The sequence below is a fragment of the Streptomyces sp. NBC_01363 genome, from assembly GCF_026340595.1.
GTDB lineage: Bacteria > Actinomycetota > Actinomycetes > Streptomycetales > Streptomycetaceae > Streptomyces.
In genome coordinates, this window is record NZ_JAPEPF010000001.1 from 5,783,214 (window position 1) to 5,807,917 (window position 24,704).

21 protein-coding genes and 4 pseudogenes are annotated in these 24,704 nt (G+C 67.6%); 10 read left to right on the plus strand and 15 right to left on the minus strand.

What is annotated here, in order from left to right; all coding sequences use genetic code 11:
- Window positions 1-16 precede the first annotated feature (16 nt).
- On the minus strand, window positions 17-856 hold the full coding sequence (locus tag OG611_RS26280; RefSeq protein ID WP_266424665.1) for an IS5 family transposase: 840 nt from the start codon (window positions 854-856) through the stop codon (window positions 17-19).
- Between the two features lie 545 nt (window positions 857-1,401).
- Entirely contained in the window at window positions 1,402-2,643 is a 1,242-nt protein-coding gene (locus OG611_RS26285; RefSeq protein WP_266426215.1) for an IS4 family transposase, read from the minus strand.
- Window positions 2,644-3,025: 382 nt separating this feature from the next.
- Here OG611_RS26285 and OG611_RS26290 point away from each other — a divergent pair.
- A pseudogene (locus OG611_RS26290) lies at window positions 3,026-3,343 on the plus strand (transposase); the annotation flags it as partial.
- A 555-nt stretch (window positions 3,344-3,898) separates the two neighbouring features.
- Entirely contained in the window at window positions 3,899-5,182 is a 1,284-nt protein-coding gene (locus tag OG611_RS26295; RefSeq protein ID WP_266424668.1) for a phosphatase PAP2 family protein, read from the plus strand.
- Here OG611_RS26295 and OG611_RS40730 read toward each other — a convergent pair.
- The 6 genes and pseudogenes from OG611_RS40730 to OG611_RS26320 all read right to left on the minus strand — a co-directional run.
- Window positions 5,078-5,560 carry a helicase associated domain-containing protein gene (locus tag OG611_RS40730; protein WP_323180275.1) on the minus strand — a complete coding sequence of 161 codons (483 nt, stop codon included), beginning with the start codon at window positions 5,558-5,560 and terminating at the stop codon, window positions 5,078-5,080. The two genes, OG611_RS26295 and OG611_RS40730, sit on opposite strands and share 105 nt — an antisense overlap.
- Before the next feature lie 273 nt (window positions 5,561-5,833).
- Window positions 5,834-6,268: a hypothetical protein gene (locus OG611_RS26300; RefSeq protein WP_266424671.1), complete on the minus strand. Its 435-nt coding sequence runs from the start codon at window positions 6,266-6,268 to the stop codon at window positions 5,834-5,836.
- A gap of 49 nt (window positions 6,269-6,317) precedes the next feature.
- Window positions 6,318-7,007 (minus strand): annotated as a pseudogene (locus tag OG611_RS26305) (ISAzo13 family transposase); the annotation flags it as partial.
- A 17-nt stretch (window positions 7,008-7,024) separates the two neighbouring features.
- Window positions 7,025-8,383, minus strand: a complete 1,359-nt coding sequence (locus OG611_RS26310) for an IS4 family transposase (protein WP_266424674.1) — start codon at window positions 8,381-8,383, stop codon at window positions 7,025-7,027.
- 69 nt (window positions 8,384-8,452) lie between these two features.
- Window positions 8,453-9,403 (minus strand): annotated as a pseudogene (locus OG611_RS26315) (ISAzo13 family transposase); the annotation flags it as partial.
- Window positions 9,404-9,559: 156 nt separating this feature from the next.
- Window positions 9,560-10,438 (minus strand): annotated as a pseudogene (locus OG611_RS26320) (reverse transcriptase N-terminal domain-containing protein); the annotation flags it as partial.
- Between the two features lie 679 nt (window positions 10,439-11,117).
- Between OG611_RS26320 and OG611_RS26325 the strand changes: the two are divergent.
- The 5 genes from OG611_RS26325 (at window position 11,118) to OG611_RS26345 (ending at window position 15,083) form a co-directional block, all read left to right on the plus strand.
- A protein-coding gene (locus OG611_RS26325; RefSeq protein WP_266424677.1) for an IS3 family transposase occupies window positions 11,118-12,283 on the plus strand; the annotation gives its coding sequence in 2 pieces (ribosomal slippage) (window positions 11,118-11,402 and window positions 11,405-12,283; 1,164 coding nt in all).
- 274 nt (window positions 12,284-12,557) lie between these two features.
- Window positions 12,558-13,586 (plus strand): FAD-binding oxidoreductase, encoded by a 1,029-nt coding sequence (locus tag OG611_RS26330; protein WP_266424680.1) that lies wholly within the window; start codon window positions 12,558-12,560, stop codon window positions 13,584-13,586.
- Between the two features lie 118 nt (window positions 13,587-13,704).
- Entirely contained in the window at window positions 13,705-13,941 is a 237-nt protein-coding gene (locus OG611_RS26335; RefSeq protein ID WP_266424683.1) for a helix-turn-helix domain-containing protein, read from the plus strand.
- A 156-nt stretch (window positions 13,942-14,097) separates the two neighbouring features.
- Window positions 14,098-14,601 (plus strand): winged helix-turn-helix domain-containing protein, encoded by a 504-nt coding sequence (locus tag OG611_RS26340; RefSeq protein ID WP_323180276.1) that lies wholly within the window; start codon window positions 14,098-14,100, stop codon window positions 14,599-14,601.
- Window positions 14,517-15,083 (plus strand): transposase, encoded by a 567-nt coding sequence (locus OG611_RS26345; RefSeq protein WP_266426253.1) that lies wholly within the window; start codon window positions 14,517-14,519, stop codon window positions 15,081-15,083. Before OG611_RS26340 ends, OG611_RS26345 begins: the two co-directional genes overlap by 85 nt.
- A 91-nt stretch (window positions 15,084-15,174) precedes the next feature.
- Here OG611_RS26345 and OG611_RS26350 read toward each other — a convergent pair whose 3' ends face one another.
- Window positions 15,175-15,936, minus strand: coding sequence for a hypothetical protein (locus tag OG611_RS26350; protein ID WP_266424689.1), 762 nt, complete (start codon window positions 15,934-15,936; stop codon window positions 15,175-15,177).
- A gap of 367 nt (window positions 15,937-16,303) precedes the next feature.
- Here OG611_RS26350 and OG611_RS26355 point away from each other — a divergent pair, with 367 nt between their 5' ends.
- Window positions 16,304-16,720: a DUF2690 domain-containing protein gene (locus OG611_RS26355; RefSeq protein ID WP_266424692.1), complete on the plus strand. Its 417-nt coding sequence runs from the start codon at window positions 16,304-16,306 to the stop codon at window positions 16,718-16,720.
- Window positions 16,721-17,076: 356 nt separating this feature from the next.
- On the opposite strand, the gene OG611_RS26360 is transcribed toward OG611_RS26355, so the two are convergent.
- Both OG611_RS26360 and OG611_RS26365 read right to left on the minus strand, forming a co-directional pair.
- On the minus strand, window positions 17,077-18,357 hold the full coding sequence (locus OG611_RS26360; protein ID WP_266424695.1) for a glycosyltransferase family 39 protein: 1,281 nt from the start codon (window positions 18,355-18,357) through the stop codon (window positions 17,077-17,079).
- Window positions 18,354-19,577 (minus strand): glycosyltransferase, encoded by a 1,224-nt coding sequence (locus OG611_RS26365; protein WP_266424697.1) that lies wholly within the window; start codon window positions 19,575-19,577, stop codon window positions 18,354-18,356. The genes OG611_RS26360 and OG611_RS26365 overlap by 4 nt, the downstream gene beginning before the upstream one ends.
- A gap of 90 nt (window positions 19,578-19,667) precedes the next feature.
- Between OG611_RS26365 and OG611_RS26370 the strand changes: the two genes are divergently transcribed.
- Window positions 19,668-20,162 carry a hypothetical protein gene (locus OG611_RS26370; RefSeq protein ID WP_266424700.1) on the plus strand — a complete coding sequence of 165 codons (495 nt, stop codon included), beginning with the start codon at window positions 19,668-19,670 and terminating at the stop codon, window positions 20,160-20,162.
- A gap of 16 nt (window positions 20,163-20,178) precedes the next feature.
- Here the strand turns inward: OG611_RS26370 and OG611_RS26375 are convergent, their stop codons facing one another.
- Window positions 20,179-20,685, minus strand: a complete 507-nt coding sequence (locus tag OG611_RS26375) for a SigE family RNA polymerase sigma factor (protein ID WP_266424702.1) — start codon at window positions 20,683-20,685, stop codon at window positions 20,179-20,181.
- Window positions 20,686-21,342: 657 nt separating this feature from the next.
- Here OG611_RS26375 and OG611_RS26380 point away from each other — a divergent pair.
- Window positions 21,343-21,753 (plus strand): hypothetical protein, encoded by a 411-nt coding sequence (locus OG611_RS26380; protein ID WP_266424705.1) that lies wholly within the window; start codon window positions 21,343-21,345, stop codon window positions 21,751-21,753.
- Between the two features lie 31 nt (window positions 21,754-21,784).
- On the opposite strand, the gene OG611_RS40735 is transcribed toward OG611_RS26380, so the two are convergent.
- From OG611_RS40735 to OG611_RS26395, 3 genes are all read right to left on the minus strand, one after another.
- Window positions 21,785-22,117: a hypothetical protein gene (locus tag OG611_RS40735; RefSeq protein ID WP_323180236.1), complete on the minus strand. Its 333-nt coding sequence runs from the start codon at window positions 22,115-22,117 to the stop codon at window positions 21,785-21,787.
- Between the two features lie 977 nt (window positions 22,118-23,094).
- A complete protein-coding gene (locus OG611_RS26390) occupies window positions 23,095-24,189 on the minus strand; it encodes a hypothetical protein (RefSeq protein ID WP_266424708.1) in 1,095 nt (364 codons plus the stop codon).
- A gap of 155 nt (window positions 24,190-24,344) precedes the next feature.
- Entirely contained in the window at window positions 24,345-24,647 is a 303-nt protein-coding gene (locus OG611_RS26395; protein WP_266424710.1) for a tyrosine-type recombinase/integrase, read from the minus strand.
- Window positions 24,648-24,704: the final 57 nt, after the last annotated feature.

Below are 24,704 nucleotides of genomic sequence, written 5' to 3' on the forward strand. Positions count from 1 at the left end.
GATTGCCCTTTCTGCCCTAGTAGGTTCCTCGCCAGGTGGGGGTGGTCTCGTCCGTTATGCGCTTGGTGAGGTTGTCGATCGACGCGATGTGGATCATGGCCTCGGAGCTGGCGGTGAGGGTCTCGTAGTCGCGGGCGAGGCGCCGGTGCATCATGATCCAACCCAGGCTTCGCTCGACAACCCAGCGCCTTTTGACTACGTGAAATCCGCGAACTCCTGGGTTTCTGTTGACGACTTCGACATCGATCCCAAGGTTCGCCCCGTGCTCGATGACTGCGTTTTTGAAGCCGGTGTCGACCCAGCGCTTGGCGATGGTGGGATAGGTCTTCTTGGCCTGGTCGAGGAGGCGTATTCCCACGGCGTTTTCGGAGAGGCTGGCGGCGGTGACGGCCACCGCAAGGATCAGGCCGATCGTGTCGGTGAGGATGCCTCGCTTCCTGCCTACGATCTTCTTCGCGGCGTCCGTTCCCTGGCTGGTCAGGGGTACGTTGGTGGAGGTCTTCACGCTCTGGGTGTCGATGACGGAGGCGGTGGGTTCGGGTTTGCGACCCTCTTTCACTCGGGCCAGGCCGGTCAGGTCGTAGTTGAGCTGGGCAAGGATTCCCTCGTCGCGCCAGGCGGCGTAGTAGGCGTAGACGGTGCCGTGGTTCGGGAAATCGTGCGGGAGGTATTTCCAGGGGATTCCGGTACGGTTGATGTAGAGGATTGCGTTGAATATGTCGCGGAGGCCGACCTTGGCCGGCTGGCCGGTGGGCCTGCGGTCGAGCCGGGCTTTCCGCCAGGCCGTCAACGTCGGCTCGATCAAGGCCCATCGGGCGTCGGACAGGTCGCTGGGGTACGGCTTGCGCTGGCTCACGCCGTAGCGTTGGCATGGACGTGGCGGAGGATGCCGTTCCTCTACTGATGGGTGTTTCTGCCTCATCTTCAAACCAGACGGACTTCATGCACGAGAACCGGAGTAAACGGGTGGCCAGGTCGGTAGCTCGGCGGCCATGAAGACGCGCGTATGAGGGTGAATAGCTTGAAAACGGGCAAGCATAAAGGTCACCCAACGACGCAGATCATCTCTAAACACCCTCTCAGAGGGCGTTTAGGCATGATCAGTAGAGATACATCACCTTTGAGGGCAGCGGCTTTTAGGATATCCTGCCCCGCAGGAGCGCATTTTGCGCACTCCGAGGCGACGATCGAAGCGCCCGTTTAGTTCCAATACCGGTGATTTAGGTCTTTTTCCGGGAGGTTGGGGCTGGTTTGGTGGGTCCGACGAGGGTGACTACTGGGGTGTCCGGCCGGGGCTGGTTGTTGTGTTCGGTGCGTTTGAGGGCCCAGTTGGACATCTTGCGTTTGATGACACGGGGATTGGAGCGTAACCGCCGTGGTTCCAGGAGCCGTTGACCGATTTCAAGCAGAGTCTGTGCGAGGGCCCGCGTGAGTCGGGAGGGGGGAAAAGCCCGCCTGGGCGGTGACCTGGCGGCGGACAACGCGCACGGCGCGGGTGAAGGAGATCCGGTCCGGATCGTGTCCCTCCTGTCGTGCGGCTTCGTGCATGAGGTCCCGCACGGCATGGTGAACGAGGAGGAACGCGAATATCTCCTGCTCGGCCCCGGCCGGGTGCTGGGAGCGCAGGACCAGACGTGGCCCGCCCAGGTGCGTCTTGATCTCGTCCAGCGTGGTCTCGATCTCCCAGCGTTCGGCGTAGAGCGCGGCAAGTTCCGCCGCCGGCGCGGTGTCCGGGTCGAGGAGGGTGGTGACCAGCCGGTAGACGGTGCCGTCCTTCCCGCGTGGGCCAAGGGTGTACTCGATGACGCGGACCCGGGCCGGGTCGGCCCGCCGGTTCTTGTCACGGGCGGCGACGATCTCCGACAGGTAGGAACCATCGGGCAGCGACGTCACCACAGGCAGCACCGCGTTGCTTTTGACCCGCCAGAGCAGGTCGGCGCCGGTTGCCGCGGCGGCCCGCCACAGGTCGAATCCGAGGAACCCGCGGTCGGCCATCAGCAGCATTCCCCGGGTCAACGAAGAGAACAGGCGCCCGGCCAGCACGGTCTCGTGCACCGCCAGCGGACCGACCTCGGCAGCAAAGACCGCATGAGTGCCGCACTCGACCAGAGCCGCAACCCTGGCCTGCGGATACGCACTCCTGCCCTGCCCACGGCCGGTCCCCGGACGCCCGAAATACCCGGCATTCGCCACCGTGTCCGGCAGATCGAACGTCGTCCCGTCCACAGCCACCAACCGCAGCCCCCGAAACCAGGCGCCCCGCGACCCCGCGACGGCCACCGGCCGGCACACCCGGGCGAACAACGCCTTCAGCACCTCCGGCCCCAGCCGCAGCCGCGCCCGCCCGATCGCTCCGCTCGTAGGCACCCGCCACCCCTTTACCCAGCGGCCCTGACGCTCCAGACCCTGCGTGAGAAGACGCCCGACCTCCTCATACCCCTGCCCCGAGAACAGGCACATCGCCAGCACGAAATACACCACCACCCGTGCCGGAAGCAGCCGCTGACGCTGCTCAACACGCCCGCACTCCGCCACCACCTCGTCCACCAGATCAGGCGTAAACGCACGCGTTAACACTCCGAGAGCGATGCGATCCGAAAACCGCTCGCCCCCCACCGACTTCACCTGTCCCGGCCTTGGCACACCCAACACAACGAGCCGACACCCTCAAAGTCACCGGTATTGCGTTTAGTTCGCACATGCCGCTCGAATTCCGTCTGGTTTAGCAGTGGGGTGGAAGCTCCCTACTGGCAGGGAGCTTCCAGGCATTTCGGGCCGTGCGCGTTGGTGATATATACGGCAAAGCATGTTGAATCGGTCGGCGTAAATCAACATCAAATGCCCACTGAGAGGGCGTTTGCGCAGGCTTGTTCCGAAAAATAGCTTTCGTTACTGACCCGCTTTGCGATGGTCCGGGCGGCATGCGAATTTCGTAGCCTCGCGCCGCCCGGAGCCTGCCATCCGTTTCGCTCGCTTCTACCGCTGGAAGTCCGTCTGGTTTGAGGATGCGACAGAATCTCTCCTGGCCAAGAAGACATACCCGACCATCGCCAAGGGCTGGTTAGACGCCGGCTTCAAGAAGGCCGTCGTCGAGCACGGCGCGCAGCTCGGAATCGACGTCGAAGTCGTCAACAGAAATCCCGGAGTTCGCGGCTTTCACGTCGTGAAAAGGCGCTGGGTAGTGGAGCGGAGTATCGGTTGGATCATGATGCACCGACGTCTCGCCCGCGACTACGAGACCCTCACCGCCAGCTCCGTAGCCATGATCCACGTCGCCTCGATCGACAACCTCGCCAAGCGCATAACGGACGAGACCACGCCCACCTGGCGAGGAACCTGCTAGGGCATAAGGGGCAATTCGCCCACGCTAAACGCCCTCTCAGGAATCGGAAGGCGGCCTTTCGTGCGTCCGGGGGCGTGGTGGTCGCAGTGTGATCGCATGCCCGGGTTGGGGCTGGTTCGCGGTGGGTGGGCAGCATCCGACAGAGTCGGTGGCCCCTGGTGTGGCTGAGCGCTGTAGGTGGCCAGTCTGAGCACTCTCGTTGGCGACTGTCCGCTGTCGGCGTCGCTCGCGCTGCCCTCGACCGCCAGTGTCGCCGTCGAGCTCGCCCCGACACCCGCCTTCCCGTCCACCGAGCCGCCCGCGCCGCCCCAATCCGGGGCCGTGCGGGGCGTGCGGCGTTCCATGTCCGCCGTGGCCGCGGGAAAAGGGGGGCTGATCGCTGTATTCGGCGTACCTGTGATCAGCGAAACCCACCCGTTCCGCTAGCATGTTCGAGCTCGCAACGATCACGTTGAAACATGACAAAGCAGCTGAAAATTGATATCTACGGTAAAGCGAATGTTTTCGCGAATAGACGGCAGAAATAGGTTCGCTGCATGGCGTCAACCACGCGTCATGCTGTGGGTCGCGGTGAGTGTGGCGGCCCTCGGATTCCTCATTGCACTGGAGGTTGCCGCGCGTCGGTACGGCGAGCCGGGGCCGATCACCGACCAGGCGCGAGAGGTGATATTCGCCCCCAAATCGGGGACGGTGTTGTACGTCAGTATGGCGTTGATGATGGTGGTGCTCACCTGGCGGCAGCGGTTCATCGCGGCCGGCGCCGCGATCGGCATCGACGTCGTCTTCTGGCTCGTGCGGTGGGCGGTCGACGCCGAGATGATGTTCGGCAACGGCGCGTTGTGGGTGACTTTGGCCTGTGCCGTCATCGCTGTCACGCGCCGCACCGGCCGGGACCGTGTCCTGCTGCTGAAAGGCGTCGGACTGGCCCTGCTGCTGGTGGCCGGCCGCAAGACCGGCTACACCTGGCTGCTGATCACGTCGAAGACCCGCCCGGCGGTGCTCGACCAGTACGTGGCAACCGCCGACCATGCGTTGGGTAACCCGTCGTGGCTGGTAGGCCGGATTGTCGCGGCTACTGGCACGGTCGGCGCCCACGTTCTCGACTGGGTCTACATTCAGCTCGCGGTGGCCGCGGTCGTCGTCGCGCTGTACCAGCTGCGCAACGTGGCGGTCGAGCGCCGCTTCCCGGGCCATCATCTGGTGCGTACCTTTCTGGTCATCGGCCTGCTCGGGCCGGGCATCTACATGATCTTCCCGGTGGTCGGACCGATCTTCGCCTACGGCGCGGACGGGGGGCACTGGGCGGTGGCCAACCTGTGGCCGGATACGCCGCCGCCGGTCAGTACCCCGCACCCGATGCTCTTCGACGAGATCACCCCGCGCAATTGCATGCCCAGTCTGCACACGGCGTGGGCTACCGCGATCTTCATTCATTCCCGCAAGGGCCCGCGGGCTCTGCGATTCGCAGGCGCGTTCTGGCTGATCGCCACGCTCGGTGCAACGCTGGGCTTCGGCTACCACTACGGCGCGGACATCGTCGCCGGTGTGGTGTTCACGCTCACGATCGAGACTGCGCTGCGCTCGCTCGACCGCGGCTGGGACCGGTCGGGAATCCAGCTGGTCGTCTACGGTGCCGCGGTCTTCGCTGGGCTCTTGGCGTCGTATCGCTATCTGTCGGTGGAGATGGCCGGACATCCGTGGGTGTTCGGACCGCTGCTCATTCTGGCGATGACCTCAGTGGTCTACGGCTACGTACGGACCACCAAGCTGTGGGACCGGAAGGCCGCGTCGGCGTATCTGCCGGAACCGCGACGCGAACCGCAGCCCGAACTGGTTTGAGTCATGTTGCAGCGGGTCGTGGGCTGAGCGCCTCCCGGGTGGGGCCGGGAGTGTGGCCGAGCGCTGTGGTTGGCCAGTCTGAGCGCTCTCGTCGTCGACTGTCCGCTGTCGGCGTCGCTCGCGCTGCCTTCGGCATCGCCACGGTCGCCGTCGATGGAGGCCCGGACGCATGGGGCATGGGGCTGGTGGTGGGGACCCGTCCGCCTCGTTCTCCCGCGCCCTACGCGCCGCCGCGCGGGCGTTCTTCGCCCACACACCAATGGGATGCCCTTCCCGGACAGCGGTGGTCGGCGGGAGAAAGTGGCCGTGCACCGCTGCGTACTCCCTGGCGACGGCCACCCTGTCAGCCCAGGCCGCCTCCTGCTCCGACCACACCATCCCGAGCTGCTCCAGCTCGGCCACCCGCCCAGCTTCCAGCGTCCCGGCCGCGTAGGACTGGGACGGGTGGCAGCCCTCGCCCACTTCCCGGAGCAGCTCACCGAGCCCGGCGGCATCCGCCTCTCCGTCCCGCGCCCGCTTCAGGGCGGACCTTCAGGGCTTCCTGCTTGGCCGTGGCATCCAGAGTGGCGGCACGAGTACGGGCTTCGGCTACTTCTGGTGCGATGGGGCCCTCGACCTTGGACAGTCCGTCGTCGGCCTTCAGCCCTTCGCTCACGTCCCTTGTGGTGCCCGGCGTTCTGCGCGCAGGTGGTGCTTGTCCAGCCACCCGGCGAGCGCCGCGGAGATCGCGTCCGGCTGGTCTTCCTCGGCGTCGTGCCCGGCTTTCCCGAGCTTTGCGATCTCCAGCGCGGTGATGTGGGACGCGCACCACTCGATCAGCGCGGGATCGGCGCCCGGCTCGAAGGCGAGGAACAGCTTCGGCACGTCCGTGCTGCTTGCCAGCCATTCGTCGAAGCGCTCCATCCTGGCCACGACGTCGGCGGGCTCCCCTTCCAGAGGCATCGACCGTGCCCACTGCAGCATCGGCTTGCGGCTCTCCGGCGTCGGGTACGGGGCGCGGTATGCCGCGAGGTCTTCGTCAGCGAGGCCGCTGACGGCCGTGCTGGGCAGCACTTCCTCGATGAACAGGTTCTTGTTCAGGATCAAGTCCTCGCCCGTCCCAGGGCCCGTCGATGAATTAGTGGTGCGCGTCGCGTCAACTCGTTGTTGATGTCGCATTCATGACGTATCTGGCGAGTTCGCTGGGGTCGATGAGGCGGACGGGCAGCGGCTCGCTGTGGTGGCCGTGTTGCTGGAGCAGGGGCCGGGTCTGCTGGATGAGGGCGCGCATCTGGTTCTCGCCGATGTGGAAGAGGTGGGCGATCAGCGAGGCGGGCAGTCCTCGCTGGTCCAGGATGGTGGCCCAGATGATGTTCTCCACGGCCAGTTTGCGGTGGCGGGGCCGTTGTTCCGGCGGCAGCGTGTCGACCATCTCGCGGATCTCGGCGACAAGGTGGTCCAGGGCCTGACGGGTAAGGCCGGTGAGCACGGGGTGTGTGGCCAGGGCCGCGTCGAAGGTATGGGCCGTGCGGGGGTGGGAACGACGTCCGCGGGCCTGCAGTGGCACTGTCGGGACGCCGGGCTGCGGCGGAATGGTGTAGTTCCACTCGCCGTGGAAGCCGTCGGAGTCGACCTTCAGCGCGGCGGCGTGCTGTGCGTCGATCTCGATCCCCGTGGGGTAGGCGTTCTCGTCCAGCCGTGCGGTCACACGCAGCCCGGTCGCGGTGGTCGTGGAGGCGATCAGGTTCAGGGCCACCTCGAAGCTGGTCAGCGGGCGGGCTCGCCAGTTCATGGAGATGAAGGAGAACAGCCGGTGTTCAACCTTGTTCCACTTCGATGTTCCCGGTCAATGCCGTTGCTTGACTACTGAACTATCGCGGGGTGCAGCGTGATGACTTTGGCTGTGACCCGTCGTGTCGGCCGCCGGTCGCGGGTGTTGATCCGGTAGGAGAGCTTCGAGGAGTACTTCGAGTCCGGGCGCTTCAGATGCCGGTCCGCCTCCCGCAGGCGCCTGGCGCCGTTGTCGAGCTTCCGGTGAACCTTCGCCGCCAGCACCACCAAGAACTCTTTGATCTTCGTGGGCGTGTCCGTGCACTGGCGGACCACGCTGCGCCGTGCGTGCTTGAGGACCTTGACGAAGGAGACCCGGTCCGGATCGATCCTGTTGTCGTCGGCCAGAGCGATGATGATCTGGGTGAGGCAGTGGTGTACGACCAGATGTGCCCAGACCTCCTGGCGCACCAGATCCGGGTCGCCTGAACGCAGGACCTCGGCCGGCCCACGCTGGAAGGTCTTGATCTGCCGGAATGCCGACTCCGCCTCCCACCTCGAGTGGTAGATCCCCGCCAACTCCGCCGCCGGATAAGCAATCGGGTCCACCAGATCGGTCAACAGCCTGACCACCTCGCCGCTGTCGACGCGGTACTCGATCACGCGGACCAGCACTCCGCCGGGATGCGCGCCTTTCTGCCCGGCCAGGTTCATCCTTGCCAGGTAGGTCCCGTCGGGCAGGTGCTCGACCGGGCGAGCCGCGACGCTCGAGCGCGCCCGGATCAACAGATGGGCCCCGGCCCCGGTGTATGCCTTCCATAACGCAACCCCGGGAAAGCCCCGGTCCATGATGACCAGCATCCCGGCGGCTGAGTCGGCCATTTTGATCGCCAGCTCCGGCTCGCCGCCGTTGAACCCGCCCACCGCCGCGTCGATCTGCGCATGCGTGCCGCACTCGGTCAGCGTCACGACCCGCGCCTGCGGGAAACCCGCGGGCTGGCCGTTCTTGACCGGCCCGCCGAACGCGGCCCGATTGGCCGTCGTATCCGGCACGTCCAGCACGAACCCGTCCACTGCGGCCAGCCGCATCCCGCGATAGAAGGCGCTCTTCAAACCGACGGGAGCCAGCGGGCCAGCCAGCTCGCGGAACAACGTCTCCAAGACCCGCGGTCCCAGACGCCTGCGCGCCCGCGTGAACGAAGACTTGTTGGGAATGCTCTCGCTCAACTCCGGGTCGCTGCCGACCAGTTGCTCCGCCACGTCGTCATAGGAGTCCTGCTGGAACAGAGCCAGGGCGAGCGTGAAGTAGACCATGAACCCGGCCGGCAGGGCGCCGGATTTCTTATCGCGGACCCCGCATTTCTCCAGCACTCCACCGACGAGCTCCGGCGTCACCCAACGGGTCACTACCCCCAGTCGCACATGATCGGATATCCCCACCCACGGATGCATGCCGGGTCCAACGACCCCGTGCCCTCAACGTCACCTCGAACTACTTGCCCTGCTCAAGCAACGGCATTGTGTTCCCGGTGGTAGGTGGCACACGCTGATCTGAAGGCCGGACTCGGTGGCCAGAACCGCGAGGTTGGCCTTCCACGCTTTGGCACGGGTGCTGTTGGAGCCGCCGCCGTCGGCGGTGATCAGCAGCCGCTTCGCGCCCGGATATGCGGTGCTGCCTTCCTCGTTCCACCAGCGGCGCAGGGCGGCGACCGCGAACGCGGCGGTGTCGTGGTCGGTGCCCACCACGACGAAGCCGGTGTTGCGCCCCACGTCGTAGATGCCGTAGGGGATCGCCGTGCCGGTCGCCTGGGAGGGGAAGTCGTGGTCGAGGACCTTGACCGGGGCGCCCGGCCCGGCCCATTCCCGCCCGCCTTGCGCGAACAGCCCGATCTGCTCCTTCTTCTTCGTGTCCACGCTGATCACCGGGTCCCCGGCGTCCAGGAACCGGCTCACCACGGTGTTGAGGTGGCGGAACTGGGCGTCGCGGTCAGGGTGGGTACTGCCCGCCAGGACCCTGGCGTTGCCGCGCAGGCTGAACCCGGCCTCCTTCAGCAGCGCGGCGATCGTGTCCCGTCCCGCCGCGTGTCCCCGGGCGGCCAGCTCGCCGGCCAGGTTGCGCAGCGATTTCGTGGTCCACGTCAGCGGTCCTATCGGATCGCCCTGCGTGCTGTCCTCGACCAGGGCCAGCAGCGCGGCGCGCAGCCCCGGGTCCTTCTTCGCCGCGGCCGGGCGGCCCCCGCCGGGGCGGCGTACCCGGCCGTCCGGCTCGGCGTCCTCCTCCAGGTCGGCCAGTCCCCGGCTGACACAGCCCTTCGAGACCCCGGCCGCCGCGGCGACCGCGGCGATCCCGCCGTGTCCGAGCTGCCGAGCCTCCGCGCCGTACAGCAACCGGCACTGTCGCTCGTTCAGATGCGGAACCACCGCTTCGAACTTCGCCCGCAACGGACCGATCAACTCATCAAAACGTCCCATACCACATCAACGAGCCCAAGTCCCGGAAGCAACCCGTAGATTCCCGACGAGCCCCCTGTGTGGGCGGTCCCGGAGGGTCTTCCTCCATCACCGGTGCAGCATCACGTCGGAAGATCTCGTCTACATCGAAACCTCCCGTTGTGTTCGTGGCGCACAGTCATCGGCATACCTCACCAGCACCGGAGTGCCCGGCATCGCGCCGGGCCCGCGCCCGGCCCGAACCGTGTATTGGCACCCTGCGGCCTTTTCCAGTCCGTGCAGAGCAACATCCAGCAACAGCGGACTGATCACACCGCCCTGCGGAGTTCCCTCCTGGGTTGGTGCGAACCGGCCGCGGTCGATCACGCCCGCCTTCAGCCAGCCGCGGACCAGATCCCTGGCGGGGAACTGGCCGAGCATGGTCATGAGGTGGTCGTGGTCGATGCGGTCGAATGCCGCCGACAGGTCCGCGTCCAGGACCCACAGACGCTTCGGGCTCTTGCCCTTCACCGTCCGGAAGATCGCGGATATAGCGTCCTGACAACTGCGGCCGGGCCGGAAGCCATAAGACCTCGGCTCGAACCGCGCTTCCCACTCGGGCTCCAGCGCGTTCTTCACGCGCGCCTGGAGAACCCGGTCACGGATGACCGGAATGCCGAGCGGTCGCTGTTTCCCGTTGCTCTTCGGGATGAACACTCGCTTGACCGGCCTGGCCTTCCAGGGCGTCGACGACCGGTGGATCTCGGCCGCCAGCAGCCCTCTCGCCTTCGGCGTGAGGGCTCGTTCCCCGCCGACGCCAGCGGTCTTGCGACCACCGCTCTGCTGCGTCACCCGCTTCACGCTGACCAGCGTGTTACTGCGGCTTCTCAGCATGAGCTTCTGCAAGTTGCGGACCTTCTTGAGGTCCCCGTCCTGCGTCGCCCTGAAGATCCTCTGCCTCAGCCGCCGTACGTTCTTCTCGCAGGTGGCCCAGTCGATGCCGTGCCAGTCGAGTAAGTCGTCCTCGGGTCCGTTCACCGCAGGCGAGGGCATCACGACAGGTGCCGCGATCTCCATGTTCGTCTCCGGTGTCTAACTTGTCCCTCGGTTCCGGCTTCCTTGCAGTGGTGACTTCAAAGGCTCACCTGATCCACGTGGGCGCCCTTTCGGGCCGGACCACCGGGGTCCGTATCCGGCGAGTTATGCGAGAGCGGGTGAAGGTCCCAACTCCCGGTTTCCTCTGGCCTTTCGGCCTGCCGGCCTTCGCTTCTTGGATCTTCCTTCTCCCGCCGGGGACTTCAGCCTTCCTTGCGGTCGGCCTACCAAGCCGGTGGCTTGGACCTCGACGGGGTTTCCACGTTCCGCACCAGTAAGACGCGGCTGGGGTGGGCGCCCCCTCTACCCCGGGACCAGCGGTATCCTCCCTCCGGGCTCCGTTACCCGAAGGTCGCTTGGTGCCTTTCAGCACCGGGTCCTGTGACCGCCGCCATCACGCCATCGACGCGGTCTTAAAATCACGGGGCATCATCAAGGGTTCACTTGCGTTCGCCCGTCCAGCCTTCCCCTCGCCTGTTGCACCCTGATGGCCGGGACGCTCTTGGGCTTGAACGCTCCGCTTCACACCCCGCCGTTGCCAGCGACGCATGGGAGCGCGGGGACGGGCCTTGGACACTGGCCCGAAGTTCAGCGGGTCTGCTGCACGTTGAGGTGACACCTGGCCTGGCTTGCCCGTAGGGCGGCCTGGAAGGATGTTGCTGTGCCTGTTCCCTATCCCGAAGAGTTCCGTGACGATGTCGTGCGCGTGGCGCGCAACCGCGAGAAGGGCGTCACCCTTGCGCAGATCGCGAAGGGTTTCGGTGTCCATGAGATGACGCTGTCGAAGTGGCTGCGCCAGGCCGCTGTGGACGACGGCGAGAAGCCCGCCGTCGCCAGGTCCGAGTCGGCGGAGAACCGGGAGCTGAAGAAGCGGATCCGGCTGCTGGAGCAGGAGAACGAGGTCCTGCGCCGCGCGGCGGCCTACCTGTCGCAGGCGAACCTGCCGGGAAAAGGCTCTACCCGCTCGTGAGAGAGCTCGCCGCCGACAAGATCCCTGTCGCGGTTGCGTGCCGGGTCCTGGGGCTTGCCCGCCAGCACTACTACCGGTGGATTCGTCGGCCGGTGACCGAGGCCGAGATCACCGAGGCATACCGTGCGAACACGCTGTTCGACGCCCACTGCGACGACCCCGAGTTCGGCTACCGGTTCCTCACGGGCGAAGCCGAAACGGCCGGCGAGCGGATGAGTGAACGGACCGCGTGGCGGATCTGCCGGGACAACGCCTGGTGGACAGCGTTCGGGAAGAAGCGGTCGAAGAACGGCAAGCGGCCCGGGCCGCCGGTGCACGACGACCTTGTCCGGCGTGACTTCACCGCGAGCGCGGTGAACGAGCTGTGGCTGACCGACATCACCGAACACGCCACCGATGAGGGCAAGGTGTACCTGTGCGCGGTCAAGGACGCCTTCTCCGGCCGGATCGTCGGCTACTCCATCAGCAGCCGGATGCAGGCACAGCTCGCGGTGAACGCGCTGAACAACGCGGTCGCACGGAGGGGAGACGTGGCCGGCTGCATTGTCCACTCGGATCGCGGGTCGCAGTTCAGGTCGAGGAAGTTCATCCACGCACTGAACCGCCACCGCCTCGTCGGGTCCATGGGAAGAGTCGGCGCCGCCGGCGACAACGCAGCCATGGAATCCTTCTTCGCACTCCTGCAGAACAACGTCCTCGACCGCCGCACCTGGGCCACCCGTGAAGCCCTCCGCACCGCGATCGTGACGTGGGTCGAACGGACCTACCACCGGCGCCGTCGGCAACTACGGCTGGGCCGATTGACCCCCATCGAGTTCGAGACCACTATGAAACCCGCCGCAGCCCTCGCGGCATGAAACCCCACTGTCACCTATCCGTGCAGCAGTCCCAGCCGATCGATACCTCCTTCACGTGGCTGTCCTTACTTACATGGAGCGACTTCGTGTCGCACACTGAGCGCTTCAGTTGGCGGATGAGCACGCTAGTTGGCGGAGCTGAGCGCTTGAGTTGGCGGACGGGGTGCGGCCTGCGACGCTTACCTGCAGGGGGTGTTCACGAGTGCCGATGGCCTGGGCAGTTGTCGGTCAGTGGGCGTCGACCCACCAGGCCGCGCGGGCGGACGCTAGGGTCGTGAATGTGTTGAGCTCATCGGTGAGTGGGGACTTGGTCGTCGTCGGCGCCGGCATTGTCGGCGCATCGGTGGCCTATCACGCCGCCCGGGCGGGCGCCGCGGTGACGTTGGTCGACGCCGGGCGGCCAGGTGCCGGCGTGACGGCAGACTCGTTCGCCTGGGTCGGAGCGTCTGGCGTGCGTAAAGGTCCGGCCGCCGGGCTGCGGGCCACCGCAACGGCGGAGTACCACCGACTCGGGGCCGAGTTGCCGGGACTCCCGGTTACCTGGTCCGGCTCGCTGAGCTGGACCAGGGAGGACAGCGCGCCGGACGCCGGGCCCGGGCAGACGATCGTGGACGCGGCCACCGTGGCGACGCTCGAGCCCACCCTTCGGCAGCCTCCGGAGTGGGCTGTCTGGGCGCCGGGTGACGGCGCTGTTGACTCGGTGGGCGTGACCGAGCGGCTGGTCGCGGCCGCTCGCACCCATGGAGCTCGGGTACATCTGGACACGCCGGTTACCGCGGTCCGCCGGGATACAGCGGGCCAGATTACCGGGGTTGAGACGGCAGCAGGACCCCTCTCCGGTGCGACGGTGGTGCTGGCGGCCGGAGTTGCCACGGCCGCGCTGGGCGCGCCACTCGGCGTGCGCGTCCCGGTCGAACCGTCGCCGTCGCCGCTGTTCCGGCTCCGCGCCCCGGCCGGTCTGGTCCGCACCGTGGTCAACACTGAGGACTTCGATCTTCGGCAGGTCGCCGCGGGCCGGCTGATCGCCGCCGCGGACTCGCCCGAACGGACCCTTGCAGCCGTCCGGTCCACTTTCCGTGGCGCCGGGAGCGTCGAGCTGCTCAGCACCCGACTCGGAGCGCGCCCAATGCCGGCCGACGGTGAGCCGATCGTCGGCCCGGTCGCCGAGGTCCCCGGCCTCTACTTGGCAGTGATGCACTCGGCGGTCACGCTCGCCGCGGCCGTGGGCCGCCTGGTCGCGCGGGAGTTGGTCGACGGAACCGTTGAGTCGGCTCTGTCAGGTTGCCGCCCGGATCGATTCTAATGGCACGGCCCCGTTGCAGCCTGCCCCGCTGCTGCTCTCGGAGCAGGACCGCTTGACGTTGAGGTCGTGGTCCCGCTCAAGGTCGAATCGAGCGGGGTATGTCGAGCGGGCGCGGATCGTGCTGGCGTGTGCGCAACCAAGCGCGGGAACGAACTCGGTGGCGGCCGCGGTGGGCTCGACGCGGCCGACGGTGATCAAGCGGCGGGAGCTGTTCCGGGCGCACGGGCTGGCAGGGCTGGAGGACGAGCCGCGTCCGGGACGGCCGGAGACCATCGATGACGTGGCGATCATCGCGGCCACGTTGGAGTCGCCCCCGGCGAGTCGGCATCTCACCGGCCCGCCCCCGGCCGGGTAACCCAGGCACTCCAGCCCAGTCGCCTGCCTCAAGTACTGTGACTGCGCATGATCGAACCCGAGATTGAGATCAGCGAGGATCTGGTCCGCGACCTGCTGCGGGACCAGCATCCGGACCTGGCCGCGCTGCCCATCCGCCAGGTGGAGGGAGCACGGCATCAAGCCGCTGGAGGTGGCGCAGCGTCTACGGGTGAGCCGGAAGTCGGCCTACCAGTGGCACCAGTTGTGGCGGGAGGGTGGTGTGCGGGCTCTGGCTTCCCGTGGCCCGAGCGGATCGCGGTGCCGTCTGTCCGAGCGCTGTCTGGAGAAGCTGGCCGCGTATCTGGAGCAGGGCCCGGCCGCGCACGGCTGGGTGGAGGACCAGGTGTGGACCGCGGCAAGGGTCGCCACGCTGATCGGCAGGAAGTTCCACGTCTCCTACAGCGCCTCCGGCGCGACGAGGCTGATGCACCGGCTCGGCTTCAGCCCGCAGGTCCCCGCGCGGCGGGTTGCCGAGCGCGACGAGCAGGCCGTCACCGTCTGGAAGGAGGCGACCTGGGCGGAGGTAAGAGAGCCCGGGCGGCCTGCGGGGGCTACATCTGCTTCGAGGACGAGGCAGGCTTCACCCGCAGGCCGCCCAGGGGACGCACGTGGGGCCGACGCGGCCGCACACCGCAGGTGACGGTGAGCGGGCGACGCTCGGGACGGCTGTCGGTGGCCGGACTGCTTGCCATGCGGCCCGGCTCCCGCACCCGTCTGTGCCACCGCCTGCGTACCCACCCCGCCGGCAGAGGCAAGCGCCGCAGCATGAGCGAGCGAGACTTCATCGCACTGATCGACGGTGTCCACCAACTCGTCAAAGCGCCGATCGTGCTGGTCTGGGACCGCCTGAACACCCACGTCTCCCACGCCATGCGTGAGCTGATCGCCGAGCGTACATGGCTGACGGTGTTCCTGCTGCCCGCCTACTCGCCCGACCTCAACCCCGTCGAGTGGGTATGGGCACACGTCAAACGCAGCCTGGCCAACCTCGCCGTCGTCGCCCTCGACCGCCTGGAAACGCTCGTCCGTAACCGGCTCAAACGCCTCCAGTACCGGCCCGACACGCTCGACGGCTTCATAGCGGGCACCGGCCTAACCCTCGACAAACCAGCGTCACCTTGACGATCCGAAGTCAGTAACTCCGGCTGCCGCCAGTACGATGACGGTGATCTTCCATCCCTGCGCCATACAGTTCCAAGGAGCGCGTCGACGCTCAGAACTGGCCGGCGCGCATCGGGACGACTTCGGCGACCTCGAACTGGGTCGTCTCCGGGCGCAGTTCGAGAAGGCGGGCGAGGACCTGGGCGTGCACCTGGCCGATGAACAGGTCCAGCGCCACGCGATCGAGAGGGCCATCGTCCAGCTGCAGGTACGTCATGGCCAGATGGGCGCCGTGGTGCAGAGCTTCCTTCTCGGTGGGGTAGGTCCAGGTGCTCAAACCGCGTCCCGGCTCGCTGCGGTGCAGCAGAATCCACGGGCCGCCGGCGGCCCCCGTCGGCGCGTCGACGAGGGCCTGGCACGTGCGGCACCACTTCGCGTTCGCGGCCAGCCGCTCTTCCGGACCGGCACCCCAGACCGGCTCCGGCACCGGCACCCGCGCAACCGCCGACCGTACGGGCAGGGCCTGCGGCTCTCGGGTGAGCAGTTCGGGGATCCGGTGCGCCCGCTGAGCGCCGCTACGCTTCGGGGAAGGAGGGGGACTGATGCCCTGGCTCTTGACGGTCTTCTGCGGAGGTCCCGGCTCGCCTGCAACGCGCGGGCGCTGCACACCAGGGCCGGTGTGCACGCCGCAGCGTTCCTGAACGAGGTGGCTGCCAGCCTTCTTCCGCTCATGGACACCAGCGGTGACTCGGTGAAGCGCGAGTTCGTCGCGGAGGCGTACTGGTGCCTGAGCATGGTGGTCGACAACCCGCTCGGGCAGTCGTGCAATGAGCGGGAGGAGCTGGTGAACATCGCCTGCCACGGCCTCGCCCACACCCTCCTGCCGGGCCGAAGGCCCGGACTGGTGAGGAAGAGGCGCACGGCCTCCTCACCGAGCTGTGGACGACGGCGCTGCCTCGTGGGTTCAGCCGCATGCGGAGGACGGCGAGGTCATCGACACGGAGATCGCGGACGCGATCGTGTCGGCCGGACAGTTCCTAGCCGCAATGCGCTCTCACGTTCCTGGCGCGGGGGTGCGTGCGGGGGCGCGCTGCGGAGTTGCCAGTCCCCGTCCACGCCGTCGAGTGACTCGTTTCGGTGAACTCATCGCGGCACGTCTAGCACGGTGGCCCGGGATTTCACTAATAAAGGTGTCTGATCACTTTTGCCTGCCTCGGCGGGCCCGAAGAGATGGGGTGTCCATGAGTGTCCGACGTTGGGCGATGGCGGCAGTGGCTGCGTTCGCGTTCATCGGAAGCGGGATCGCCGTTCCTTCAGCAGATGCCGCAGCGACGTGCCGTGGCAACGCCTGCGACGGGAAGAATCCCCATACGACCGGTTGCGACCAGGATGCCCGCAGCCTCGGAGGCCCGATCCGCGGCAGCGGCGGGCCCGCCGTGCAACTGCGGACCTCCTCGCGTTGCAGTGCGGCCTGGGCCACCATCGAAAAGGGCGACCACGCCTGGAAGGGCTGGATCCAGATCAGGGGCGGTGCGTTGTACCACGTGAACGCGACCACTTCACGCCCCGCGTACTCCCTCATGGTCGGTACCAGCCACGCCTACCGCGCGTGCAAGGAGGACTCCGACGGCGGCCAGATCTGCGGGGCCTGGCACTGAGCGGCGCCACGAAGGCGGAGCGGCCCCGACCGCGTCCCGCTTTCCCCATATAAGTCGGCGGTTCAGGCTGACGGCGCCCGCATCCGACACAGATTTCCAGGTTGACGGGTTCGCGGATCAGGCAGTTGGGACACAGCGGCTGGCCAGCGGCATCGCGGGTGGCGGGTTCACGGACGGCGCCGCAGCGTGCGCAGGGAACGGCGGCGTGAGGGCCTGCCGTCTGTTCCTGGGGGCGCTGGTGGGGTTCCGTGCGGGACCTGGATCGCGTGCAGGATCACGGTGTGCCGGACTCGAGGCCGACTGCTTGGCGGTGGGCAGGGTCGTGGTCATCGGGCATCCATTCCTGGGTCCGTCGGTTACGGGACGCCGAGTTCGAAAAGACCGTAGCCCGCGTACGAGCCGGAGGCCAGGGCCGCGATGCCGAGGAGCATGAGCTGGTGGGTCAGGCTGAGGCGGCACAGGGCGAGGGCGAGCGGGAGAAAGAGCGGGAAGAGGGGGAGTAGATAGCGGGAGACATTGCCGAATATCTGCTGGCTGCCCAGGACGAGGACGAGGGTGAGGACGGTGTAGACCATCAGGACGGCCGGGGGACGCAGCCGGATCAGCAGCGGGAGCAGTGCGAGCGCGAGCAGGACGACACCGATGCCGATCAGGTCCGCGAAGGGCCAGGCGGAGAGATAGTCGGAGTGGCCCACCGGGACGGATGTGAAGACGTCGAGAGTGTGCCGGCCGTAGTCCCACTCGTGGGCCCAGGCACCGGACTGAAGCCTGAAGTAGCCGCCGTAGTCGCCCATTTGGTGACCCACCCAGCCGAGATAGGCGAGGAGGCCGAGCGGGGCGACGGCCATCGCGGCCACCGGACGCAGGATGCCGTCCCGGAGACGGTAGAGCGCGAGCAGGGCCGCGACGGCGACGGCGGCGATCAGCGCCACGGCGGTGGGCCGGTTGAGCCCTGCCACGCAGGCGAGGAGACCGGCGGTGAGCCAGCGGCCGCTCAGGACGGCATGGCAGGTCCAGACGGCCAGGGCCACGTAGAGGGAGTCGGAGTAGACCGCCCACTCCACGCCGGAACCGGGCCAGACGGCCCAGAGTCCGGCCGCGGCCAGCCCGGCCCGTCTGCCGCCGAGGCGTTCGGTGATGGCGTAGATGCCCAGGGCGGCGGCCAAGGAGGCGACGACGGAGACCAGCAGGCCGGCGCCGTACAGGCCGAGGCCGGTGAGCTCGGAGACCAGCCGCATCAGCGCCGGGTAGAGCGGGAAGAACGCCGCCGAGTTCCCTTCGAGGGTGATCGGGCCGGTGGCGCCGGGGATCGGGACCAGCTGAGGGTCGTACCCGTGCGCGGCGATCTGCTGGTACCACCAGCCGTCCCAGCTGGCCAGGACGTCCCACGGGTGGGCGCCGCCGCCGAAGCGCGGGTTCTTCGAGCGGTAGTCCCCGGCGGAGTGCAGCAGCCACATGAAGGCGGCGAAGCCGATGAACTTGAGCGTGCCGTAGACGGCCAGCACGGGGCCGTAACGCTCGGCTGTGCGGCGCAGCCGGCGCCGGCGGTCGGGGCTCGTGGTGGCGGGCTGCTGCGACAGCCTCGCGTTCCAGCTCAGGGTGCCGGTCGCGGTCGTACGGGCGGTGGTCCTGATCATGCGCGGAACACCCACACTCGGAAGGACAGGAATCGCAGCAGCGTCGCGGCCAGGTTGGCGGCGAGGAGTACGGCGAGTTCGGTGGACTGCCCGGCCGAGGGCACCGCGTGGTGCAGGGCGGCGAGCGATCCGCCGGTGAGCGCCAGGCCGATCAGGAGGACGACCAGGCCCCTGCCCTGGTGGCGCAGCACACCGCCGCAGCCACGGAGGCCGAAGGTGAGCCGCCTGTTCACGGCCGTGTTGGCGACGGCGCAGACCAGCAGCGCGAGTGCGTTGGCGGCCTGGGGTCCGGCCACTGGGCGCAGCACTGCGTAGAGGAGCAGGTATGCGAGGGTGCTGACGGCTCCTACGGCGGCGAAGCACATGAGTTGGGTGGCGAGCCTGCCCGGTGCGTCGTCGCCACCGTCGCGGAGCGACCCGCCCGGCGGCAGCGCGTCCCGCGCCAGTGCCCCGCCGATCCTGGCGATGCCGCGCAGGTCGGCCAGTGCTGTGGCGAGGATGTCGACCCGGGTATCGGGATCGTCCACCCAGTCGACCGGCACCTCATGGATGCGCAGCCCGGCACGCTCGGCGATCACCAGCAGTTCGGTGTCGAAGAACCACTCTGAGTCCTGTATGAGGGGCAGCAGTCGCTCGGCCACATCACGCCGCACCGCCTTGAATCCGCACTGCGCGTCGGAGAAGCCCACGGCGAGGACGGAGCGCAGGAGGGCGTTGTAGCAACGAGAGGTGATCTCTCGCTTGGGGCCGCGCACCACCCGGGAACCGGGAGCCAGGCGGGTGCCGATGGCGATATCGGAGTGGCCGGAGAGCAGCGGGGCCACGAGCGGCAGCAACGCCGTCAGTTCCGTGGACAGGTCCACGTCCATGTACGCGAGTACGGGGGCCGACGAGAGCGACCAGGCGGTACGCAGCGCCCGGCCGCGCCCCTTCTCGGCCAGCCGAAGCCACTGTGCTTCGGGCAGTTCGTCTGCCAGCCGAGCGGCGATCCGCGGGGTGCTGTCCGTGCTGGCGTTGTCGGCGATGGTGATACGGAACGGGTAGGGGAAGGTCTCGCACAGGTGTGCGTGGAGCCGTCGCACGCTCGGCTCCAAATCTCTCTCCTCATTGAACACGGGGACGACTACGTCCAGGACGGGCTCCGGGTGGTGCGTCGCCACCGGTGCGCGGTGCGGCAGTCGGCTCAGGTCCTTCGGGGCAAGCGACCCTTGGTTTCTCATGTTTTTCCTTTTTGTGACCTGATACGGGGCAGGCCGAAGACACTCGGGGCGACGGTGTGTTACGGCGTTACGGCGTTACGGCGTTACGGGGTGACGAGCGAGGACGAGGTGGTCGACGGCCAGTTCCGCGCGGTCGCCGTACCCGAAGGCGGGGCCGAGGTCGAGGACAGCGACACGCCCTCCGTGCTTCCCGGCCGGGCTTCGGTGGCCGTGGCCGTACTCCCGGTCGTGGCCGGCGGCGTGATTGCGGCGGTCCCGTCCGGGGACGCGTGTGCAGTGGAGGCGCCCGGGGAGGGGGGCGCGCTCGGGGACGCGTCGGGTGTCGCGGGCGGGGCGGAGGGCGACGGGCTCGTCGCGGACGGTGGGCCGGGATGGCTGGGCTCGACCCGGGTCGCATGGCCGGGCAGCAGGGACAGCCCGACACTGAGGCCGACGACGGCCAGGACGGAGCCGACTGCCCTCTGCGCGGCCCGTTTCCGACAGCGGACTCGCACCCCTGCCCGGAGACGTTCCCGGTGCTTCGGCTCGAACGGCGCGGGCGCCTCGGTGTCGCGCATCATCTGTGCTAGCTGCCGCTCGAAGTGATCCATGGGGTTCTCCTTCACCGCACCGGCTCGTTCACATTGCCCAGGAGCTGCCTCAGTTGCGCCACTCCGCGTGCGGCGTGGGACCGAGCCGTGCCCACCGGGCACCCGAGCGCCTCCGCCACCTGCCCCTCGGGCAGGTCCTGGTAGTAGCGCATCACCACCGCCACTCTCTGCTTCGGCGACAACTGGGCCAGCGCGGTCTCCAGCCGAGAACGCTCCACCACGTCCGCGGACACATCTCCGACCGCCGCCGTCTCGGGCAGCTGTTCGACGGGACGTTCACCCCACCAACGCCGCTGTCCCGAGCGTGCCGCCGCACGCACCATCACCTTGCGGACGTACGGCTCCGGTGCGTCATCCGCGACCCTGGGCCAGGCAAACCAGAGCTTGACCAAGGACTCCTGCAACAAGTCCTCGGCCCGATGCCGATCGCCTCCGACGAGCAGACGGGCCAGGTGGACCAGCACCGACCAGCGGGCAGCCACGAACTCATCGAACGCGCGGGCTCGACTCTGCTCCATCCACACTGTCCCTGTTCTCGCCGGTCGCCTACACCCTGTAGAAGGCACTGGCACGCGGCCCACGATGCACCTGCGGACCGTGATCTGGATCACAGGGCATGTCGACGACAAGCGCGAGACCCTCCTTCGTCCCGTCCAGTCAGCGACGCCGACGACGAGGACGCGGTTCGACGGCCCCGGCCGACGGCCACCCGCCCGACGGGAAGGGCACCGCCGTCGAAGAACAATGATGCCAACCCCTTCGGCCGCAGGGAGATTTCCGTACCTCCAGGTGGGAGGACGGCCCGGTCGTCCACGAAGCGGTGTTGGCAGTAGCCGCCGAGCGGCTCGAGACCCCGGGCAATGTGAGCTACCTGTTCCGCCCGAACTGCCACAGCCGCGGAACGGACACAGTGACCAACTTCTGAGCCGGACCAAGCCCAGCGATGACGCTCCCCGCCTGGTCATGGGGCGCCTGCGCTCCACCTGGTTGGTCGATCTCTTCGAATCCCGAGTCCCGATTACTGTGATCGTCGCGGCGGCAGGCGTGGACACGCTTTACGGACTCTCCTGCATCCTGCCGTTCCTCCGCGGCATCCCGAGATCTAAACGAGTACGCCGACACCGGGAGACCGCCGACACCCACGACAGCACCGCGCACCCTGCCGAGGTCCTCACGTGAACCAGCAGCACCAGGACGAGCGCGTCCGTATCCGCGAGGCCATGGACCGGCTACTGACCGGACAGGCCACCGCTTCCAACGGCAGCCTCACCGTCGTTGCCCTCGCGGCCGAAGCCGACGTCCACCGCATGGCTTTCCTCAAACGGCACGTCGACCTGAAGAACGAGTTCTATGAACGCGTCCGCACCGAGACCCACCAAGTCCCGGAGACCGAGAAACGACTCCGGGAAACCGTCACCAAGCTCAAGAAGACCATCGCCAACCAGAAAGCCGAGATCGAGGAACTTCGCCAGTTGGTCACCAGGCTCACCCTCGCCAGTGCCGTCCTCACTCATGAGAGCGACAGTCACACAGAACCCGCCCCAGTCGTCGACAATGTCGTTCCGTTCCCCCGATCGACAACCTGACGCATCCGAAGCTGCAGGGGGCACTCCGAGCTCAGGTCGCTGCCTGCCAGGCGTCGACGAGTGAGCGGACGGACGGGAAGCGGCGCTCTGGTGCGGTCGCAGTCGCCGACCTGACGACCTCCAGTTGCTCAGGCGTCCCGCGCCACTGCTTCTCCTCGTCGCCAGCGTCCAAGAGGAGACGGAGCGCCCGACCCAGAGCGAAGACGGTTGTCCGGATGTCGATCAGCGATCCGCGAGCGAATTCCTCTGGGGCCATGAAGCGCGTCGACCCAGGCAACCGGTCCGCCTCCAGGACGAAGGGGCCGGCCCGGTACTCGTCCAAGTCGCACAACACCATGCGGCGCTCGTCGAAGTCGTACAACATGCATCCGTCATAGAAGTCGACCGCAACAAATCCGGATTCCTCTACGGCCAGATGGGCAGAGAGGATGGATTCCAGCGCGGAGTGAATTCGGGGCAGCGGCTGAGCCCTGAATCGCGCCGTTGGACTGCCGGGAGCCGCCCGCCCCCATGGCGTGAAAGGGTCGGGTGGTAGAGAACCTCACCACTCATCCATGGGTAGACCAGCACAAGGCCATCGTCTGTGCTGAAGGAATACTTCAAAGGCACGATGGCCGAGTGTGAGACTTTCTGGTGAAACGACACCGCCCGCCGCAAGGAGGAGACCCCTGTCGGCGTCGAAGCGCCTTTCACGAACCAACGTTGCCCTGATGCCAGCAGTCCGTATGAGATGCAGCCAGATTCCTGCTCTTCGAACCTCTGAAAGACGGTGCCCAACCGGTCGAGAGCGGCTCCGAGCGCCACAACGTGCGTCACGTGAAGAAACGGGTGCGTCGTCATTTCGTGCATAATGTCACTCGCTCGCTGACCCCCGTGCACATTTCGCGCACCGCATGCTGCACGTGGCGGGCAAGGCTCCACCCCAAGCCGAGCGCTCACCTCCGTGGAGGACACGACATCAGAACCGGCCTATCTCACCGTGCTCACTGTCGTGAACAGAAGAACTTGACAGACATCCCATGAGCTGGCGTGTCAAACGGCGAGCGCGTGGCGCGGCGGGAGCGGCCGGTCTCCTTGTCGCACAGTTGCCGGTCGCTCAGCCCGGACGTCACCGGGCCGCCGGCGCACAGCACCGGCCGCCCACGAGGAAGATGGCGGCGATGGGGGCGAGGCGGCGTGCAGTCACGGCGGTGCTCCGAGGCCGAGTGCTGATACGACCTCATGATTTCAGAGAGCGACGTTACTTGACATCCGGTCACATGCGTAGGTAGGCGGGCTGGTTCGGGAGCGCCGCGCTCGCGCGATAGGCCGGGGCTCGTGAGAGCGACGTCGCCCGCGGAATCAGCCGGTTGCTCCACCCCGGAATCTCCGCACCGCGTTGTGCTCGCTGGGAGCGAGCGGGATGGATACCGGGCATTGCGGGTTGGGACAGACAGCGTGACGACCGCAACAGCACCCCGGGCGCGGCCCCCGAGCGCGGTGTGTTTCCAGCAGCGGCCGGTTCAGCACCGCCGGGTCGTTCTGCCGGTCGGGACAGGTTTCCGCGAGGAACCTGGAGAAGAGGGCGAAGTCGTGGAGATTGCGCGCGGCCGACCGCAGTTCCGTGCGTGCGAGCCGCAGCCGCAGGTAGCGCTTGATCGACTGCCTCAGCCAGGGCTGTGTGATGCCGGTGAAGTCCAGCGGTGCGACGCGCTGCCGCTCTTCGATGCTGTAACCGAGCCGGTCCGGCCGCCATACATCCCTGTCCCACTCCTCCGCAGGCCCTTCGAGATCGCCGAGGGCCTCCAGCAGGTCCGCGAAGAGTTGCGGGACGGTGGTGTGGTTCAGCGACAGGCGACGCCAGTGGTGGGCCGGGCGGTCCCGCACCGAGGAGACGCCCTCGGCGATGACGGTGTTGACCGCGCGGACCCAGGAGCTGGGGGTCACCTTGGAGCGTCGTTGGTCGGTACGAAGCTGGAGCAGGTACTGGAACTCCAGCGCCACCAGCGGCGACAGGCCCATGACGGAGAAGCTGGGGGCGTTGCGGAGCTTCAGCTCGGTGGGCAGCGCGGCCAGGGGTGGCCGCCCGACCTTCGTCCAGCGGTAGTGGTGTCCGTCGCACAAACTGTTTCGGCTGATCTCGTAGCGGCAGTCGGGGAAGCCGCACCGCCTGGTGGCCGGGCGGGAGAGGACCGGCGCCGCGGAGGCGTACTGGCGGACGCTGACGCGCGGGCCCCGCGAGTGCAGGCCGTTCAGGTCGGCCAGGTGCAGGTTGCACAAGCACGAGAGCCCGCCGGAGTGCGGGCATCCGCCGACCAGGCACGGTGCCACGTTCAGGCTCAGTCCGGCGGGCCAGTTGGCCGGGTCCGCGATCCATGCCTTGTGCTCGGGTCGGCCGGCCTTCCGCCAGGCCGCGTCATGCGCGGCGCATAACCCCCGCGAGGCGTTCCTCCTCACGCACGTGGTGATCAGGCAAGGAGTCTGGGCCAGGAAGTGCCCGGCGGGCGGCGCGAAGCACTCGACTCGGAACTCCGGCCGTACCACGCGAAGCAGGGCCGCAGCCCGCGGATCTCCGGGGAACGGGACGACGGCGGCCAGACCGCCACCGGCGCTCACCACGAGCCCCGGAAGCCAACACGGTCCAGTTCCTCGGCCAGGTCGTCCGTGTCCAGATGGCCGTAGGTGTCCATCGTGGTCTGGACCGAACTGTGTGTGAGCAACTCACTCGCGACCTCCAGCCGCACGCCAGCTCGCAGAAGCGCAGTTGCGTGAGTGTGCCGAAACAGGTGCGGCCCGTCCTTCGCCGTCCACAACGGTGTACGTCTCGCGACGCATCCCGGACCCCATGACCCGTCGCACGTACATCTCCGGCCCTCCCCACCCGTTGGTCTCTCGGATGGAGTAACGACCTTCACGGACAGCGGTCACGACGGAGTGTCAGCCACAGGCGCGGATGCCACCTCGTGAGCCAC